This is a genomic window from Desmonostoc vinosum (assembly GCF_059505385.1).
Map to the genome: position 1 here is coordinate 19,543 of NZ_JCACKM010000057.1, position 6,090 is coordinate 25,632.

Here is a 6,090-nt window from a genome sequence, read left to right on the forward strand (position 1 = left end):
AAGACTCATTAATAAGTATCAAAGACTCATTAATAAGTATCAAAGACTCATTAATGAGGTTCCAAGACTCATTAATGAGTATCAAAGACTCATTAATGAGGTTCCAAGACTCATTAATGAGTATAAATATATCAAGAACCAGATGCAATTTTAGTTGGTCTACCTTTGATAGCTTTAAAACGATCGCCTAACTGTTGAGCAAGAGTTTTTAGTCCTGGTGTTTTTTTCGCTGCTGTCTTGACATAATCATAAACTGTCAAGCTGCTGCTCATCGCTTCACTACCGACTGCTAGTAGGGTATCATCTACTTGTTCCGTGAGTTGTCGCATTGAGGTTAAAAGTTCGGTGAGTGCGATCGCTAACTGATAATCTCGGACAAGTTCATCAACATCAAAGCTAGCTGGTAATATTTCTCGGTTCGACTGAGCAGCAGTGACACTATTATTTACAAAGGCTAGACTTTTATCACCCATTTTAATTAACTTGCGCCGTTCTTGCGTACTGAGAGTAATCAAAAATGGTAGCCTTTTTTGGATTGTCTGAAGTGCTGTTTTAATTTCTTGGATCTCTTGAGGGGAAAGAGAGGCTGTAATATTTTGATATGCCATCGTATAATTACCTCAGTAACTCTAAATTTATGTAGCAATAGTTGCTAAGTATAGAATTCCCTTTAGTAAGAGCGATCGCACATCCTCTACACAAATTACTGAACTTTGGATAAATGTAGTGTCATCTTACAGTTTTTTCTCTGCGCCTAGAGCGCCTCTGCGTGAGATTTTCTTACTCAAGATTCGCATAAGTAGGAAGTTGCAATCATTTGTAAGACGCATTTCGACTTCGCTCAATGCTCGACTCTAAGAATACGAGGGTTGAGCGGAGTGGTCACTAAGCTTTGTCGAAGTGTCGAAACCCGGCAATCTAGGTAAGATTTAATTTAGCCTTTGTTGTGTTCGCTAAAAATTGATTTTCGCGTCTTTGCGGGAAACAAAATTCATCCCCTCAATTAGCAACGCCCAGAGTTTATTGATTAACTGGTAATTGCGATCGCAATCTTACCAACAGCCCGCTCGCTTTCGCTATAAGCATGAGCCGCAGCTAGTTCTTGTAAGGGATAGGTGCGGTCAATCACTGGACGAATTTTACCCGTTTCAATCAAATTTTTCAGGTAAAGCAAGTCTTGAGTATTGGGCTTTTCAAAGAAAACTTTTGCTTTTTGACCAGGAATAAACGCTGTTAATAAACTCTGCACTAATACTTCTGGGTTGGGCAATGTAGTGACATAAACCCCATCCGATTTTAAGACTCTTTTGCTGCGAGAAAATGATTTTTTTCCAACCGCATCAAAAATAATATCGTACTGTAATACACCTTCGGTAAAGTCTTGTTGGGTATAATCAATAACGCGGTCTGCACCCAAAGATTTCACCAAATCCAGATTTTTAGTACTGCAAACTCCCGTCACATCTGCCCCTAAAGTCTTAGCAATTTGCACTGCAAAAATCCCTACACCACCCGCAGCACCATTAATTAAAACCGCTTGCCCCGATTTGATATTACCTTGGTCTCGCAAGCCTTGCAGTGCTGTGAGTGCCGCTAAAGGTACGGTAGCCGCTTCCTCATAACTCAAGTTTGTTGGTTTGGCAGCCACTATGCCAGCAGGAACAGTGGCAAATTCAGCATATGCCCCACCAGGGAAGCCAGTACCACCATAAATAGCATCTCCGACTTCAAAATCTGTGACACCAGAACCAACCGCCACGACTTCCCCCGCCAGATCAAACCCCAAAATCATCGGGAATCTATTGCCTGTAATTAAACTCAACATTCCCTTACGAATTTTCCAATCGATGGGATTTACACTACTGGCATGAACTTTCACTAGTAAGTGCATTGGTTTAATAGATGGTGGCGACCAATCTTCATATTGCAAAACTTCAGGAAGCCCATACCGTCGGATAATTACTGCTTTCATAGCATTCCTCCTACTACCCTGTTTTTAACGGAACTTGAAAGCTGATTTTTGGTTATAACTTTAGTTTAGCGATCGCATTGAATGTTGGTAGTAAGCACTTTAGGATTCGTGTAAAAATAAGTTGAACAATTTAATATTTGTAGTGCGGGCATCTTGCCCGCGCGAGCAAGATGCCCGCACTACTTATTTTTACTTGATGCCTTAGTGCTGAAGACAAAGACTAAAGTCTTAACTACGAACTCTGCTTGAGTGACTTAATTACAGTTTCTATAGCTTGCTGTTTTTGAGGATCAGCTCCATTTGCATATTCTAAGGAGAACGGAACGTTAATATCTGGTGTGATGCCCTTTCCTTCTAACCTCTGCTTCTCATTGAGCCACACATCTGCAACGGCTAAATAAAGCAGACTACCATCTTCCATCAAAAAAGGACTACCAGCAACCACAGCTCCTGGTGTTTTGAAACCAACTACTGGCCCTATTTTATATTGTTGAAAACCATAGGCTAAAATTTCTTTGCCACTCCGACTACCTTCATTCACCACCATCACTACTGGTTTCTTCCACTGATAATTTACCGTTCTTGGCTGACCATCGCGTCTAATACTGGTGATACTTGGGCCTTCAGCAGTGTATATATTGAGATAATTGGGAGACGCACCACCCCATCCCTCACGCAAATCTAAAACTAACCCCTCGGCATTTCTCAGACGACCATAAAATAAGTCTTGCTCAAGTTGCTGTTGATATTGTTGACCAGCATATGACCAAATATGAACATAGCCAATTTTTGTACCTTGCTGTTCAATTACTTGGGTACTGGCTTTTTGAGCATCTAGAAACATTGTAGTAGCGTCAAAGATTTTGGGGGCGATCGCTATTTCTTGCTGAGTGTTAGAATTAGGTGATCGTTGAATCAGTAGTTTAACTGTTTTCCCTGCTTTATCCTGAAAAGATTGTATTTGTTGATACGGAGAACCATCAATGCTCACTAATTGGTCTCCTACCTTCAAGCCAGCTTTAGCCGCTGGACTATCATCAAGAATAGCGCTCACGAAGGTCTTGCCGTTGATATCTTTAGTAAATACACCAATGCTAGTGTATTCAATTTTGCCCTTCGGAAAAACTTTTTGGAACCGCTGTTTTAATTCCCCACTCAAGGGTTGAAAAATTCCCAAAAGTTGATAATACGCTGATTCATTTTGAGTATAAAAGCGAGTATGAGAAGTCCGCAATTCTGCAAGCATCTGATTAATCACGCTAGCAACTTCTTGATTAGACTTGGCTTTCTCTACCTGCGGTTGATACTTCTGCCGCATAGCTTTCCAGTCTACGCCGTTAAACTTAGCGTCGTAAAAGTTGTCATTTACCGTTTGCCAAACTTCATTAAAAACTCTAGTCTCCGATTTCGCCAACGTTGGCAGCAATGAAGAACCAAACCACACCAGCAGTAACAATGAGATGCTAAAGACAATTGTGACAACAAATGGCTTACTTAACTGGAAGCGTCTAAATCTGTTCATGTCTCTGTTTTGTGCGGCAGTCGCTACAACGGGGTGAACCCCGACGCGAGTTGTTCATGGGGAAACCCCTATGAACAACTCGCTCCGCAACGCGCTGCCTTGTTTTTGCGCGAAACAAAAAATATTTATATCAAGATATTTTAACTGAGTTGGAACCGGAGCGATCGCTATTTGTGGATGGATGTAGGCTGGGATAAATGACAAAAGCTGATCAAAAGCTTTAAAATGAAATTAATTGCAAATAATGTTCATTAACTCGTTTAGATACAGTAACTTACATGCCTTACCTGATCAGACTTCCAAGCGCAATTTAATATTATTATTCCGGCAAAACTTAAGAAAATATGAATTGCATTTTTTCCTGAAAAAAAATGATATGTTAGATACAGAATTGAATTTCGCACGCATCTGGGGTAGCACGACGTAGCCTACTCCAGTTTTTCCCCTCAGATCCTTTAGTACTGGCTGTTTTGTGAAGGATTTGAGGAGTTTTGAGTACAAGCTAATATATCTTAAAATTAGTTCCAACCAAGTTGAAATCTTTGCTGGTGTTGGGTTGTGGCTGAGTACAAAGAAATCCTGAACCCCCGTTCATAAATACTCGAACCCTAATCAAAAAATACTAGAACCCCTACCTGAAAAAAAATATTTTAATTCTTGGAATGCCCTAAATTATAGGGTTCTGAATCTTGAGTACAAAAGTAATAAATCCAATAAATTCTATCCTAGATAGACAAGCTGCTGCTATCAAAGACGACTGATATAAATCTTATATCGCCAATCACTTAACGCCCTGATAAAACCAGAAGCGAAAAGTGAGTGGAGGGATGAGATAGCACCATGCCTCTGTGAATAGAAGTCGCGGCTGTACACACAAATTCTACCCCTACCCAAACGTTGACACACACCAGCCGAAACTTATAGATTGATAGCCTGCCCTACTCTGCGAACAGCCGCCCTCATCAGGTGTCTACGCTACCGCTACAGAGTGGGCAGCGTGAGTATCAGACGCGACTTCAATTCCTTGGGCACAGAGAGTAGCAACGGCATCTCCCACAGTGGCAGCCAGTCCACCGATACCGATTCCTTGCGAAATTCAATGACACCACAGGCTACAGGACTCCTCACCTCCTCCGAACAGGAACCAACAATAACCCAAGCAAAAAAAGGTGGTTGCGGCTGCGATAGCAAAAGCAGCGCTACCCCAGAAATGGACGAAAAACTCAAAGAACGCATTGCCAAACATCCCTGCTATAGCGAAGAAGCCCATCACCACTACGCCCGGATGCACGTTGCAGTTGCTCCAGCTTGTAACATTCAATGCAACTATTGCAACCGGAAATATGACTGCGCTAACGAAAGCCGTCCAGGAGTAGTTAGCGAGTTGCTGACACCAGAAGAAGCAGCACATAAAGTTTTGGTGATTGCAGGTAAGATTCCCCAAATGACAGTCTTGGGAGTTGCGGGGCCTGGCGATCCTTTGGCGAATCCAGAAAAGACATTCCGCACTTTTGAGTTGATTGCAGACAAAGCACCAGATATCAAGCTTTGCTTATCAACTAATGGTTTAATGCTGACCGAATACGTCGATCGCATTAAACAATTAAATATAGATCACGTTACTATCACCCTTAACACCATCGACCCAGAAATCGGCGCACAGATTTATTCTTGGGTTCATTACAAACGTAGACGTTACAGAGGCGTTGAAGGGGCGAGAATTCTGCTTGAAAAGCAGCTCGAAGGATTGCAAGCTTTACAAGAAGCTGACATCCTCTGCAAAGTCAACTCCGTGATGATTCCGGGCATTAATGATCAACACCTAGTAGAAGTGAACAAAATGATTCGCTCTAAAGGTGCATTCTTACACAATATTATGCCCTTGATTTCGGCACCAGAACACGGCACACACTTTGGTTTAACCGGTCAACGCGGCCCAACCACCAAAGAACTCAAAGAAGTGCAAGATAATTGCTCTGGCAACATGAAAATGATGCGTCATTGCCGCCAGTGCCGAGCCGATGCCGTCGGATTATTAGGAGAAGATCGCAGCCAGGAATTTACCAAAGATAAATTCTTGGAAATGTCCCCAGAGTACAACCTCGAAACTCGTCAAGAAGTTCACGAAGGTATTGAGAAGTTTAGAGAAGAAATTAAAGCAGCCAAAGAAAAAGCATTAGAGACGAGCCAAAGCGCACCTGTTGGACAAAACAATCCTAAAATCTTAGTTGCAGTAGCAACCAAAGGCGGTGGATTAGTTAACCAGCACTTCGGACATGCGAAGGAATTCCAGATTTACGAAGTGGATGGTAAAGAAGTTCGCTTTATCAGTCATCGCAAAATCGATCAATATTGTCAAGGTGGATACGGAGAAGAAGCCACATTTGAACATATTATGAAAGCGATCGCAGATTGCAAAGCAGTATTAGTCTCCAAGATTGGTAACTGTCCTCAAGAAAAATTGCAGCAAGCTGGCATACATACTGTTGAAGCCTACGACGTGATTGAAAAGGTTGCTTTGGAGTTTTACGAGCAATGGAATAGGGAGTAGGGAGTAGGGAGTAGGGAAGAGAAGAGATTATTCCTCACCTATTAC

At 41.9% G+C, this 6,090-nt stretch carries 4 protein-coding genes; 1 reads left to right on the forward strand and 3 read right to left on the reverse strand.

Going from position 1 to position 6,090, the window contains the following annotated elements:
* Positions 1-131 precede the first annotated feature (131 nt).
* From AC5JMF_RS10190 to AC5JMF_RS10200, 3 genes are all read right to left on the reverse strand, one after another.
* Positions 132-608, reverse strand: coding sequence for a hypothetical protein (locus AC5JMF_RS10190; protein ID WP_495795589.1), 477 nt, complete (start codon positions 606-608; stop codon positions 132-134).
* Between the two features lie 419 nt (positions 609-1,027).
* Positions 1,028-1,972 carry an NAD(P)-dependent alcohol dehydrogenase gene (locus AC5JMF_RS10195; RefSeq protein ID WP_495795590.1) on the reverse strand — a complete coding sequence of 315 codons (945 nt, stop codon included), beginning with the start codon at positions 1,970-1,972 and terminating at the stop codon, positions 1,028-1,030.
* A gap of 232 nt (positions 1,973-2,204) precedes the next feature.
* Positions 2,205-3,494, reverse strand: a complete 1,290-nt coding sequence (locus AC5JMF_RS10200) for a S41 family peptidase (RefSeq protein WP_495795591.1) — start codon at positions 3,492-3,494, stop codon at positions 2,205-2,207.
* A 1,099-nt stretch (positions 3,495-4,593) separates the two neighbouring features.
* Between AC5JMF_RS10200 and nifB the strand changes: the two genes are divergently transcribed.
* A complete protein-coding gene (gene nifB, locus AC5JMF_RS10205; protein WP_495795605.1) occupies positions 4,594-6,045 on the forward strand; it encodes a nitrogenase cofactor biosynthesis protein NifB in 1,452 nt (483 codons plus the stop codon).
* Positions 6,046-6,090: the final 45 nt, after the last annotated feature.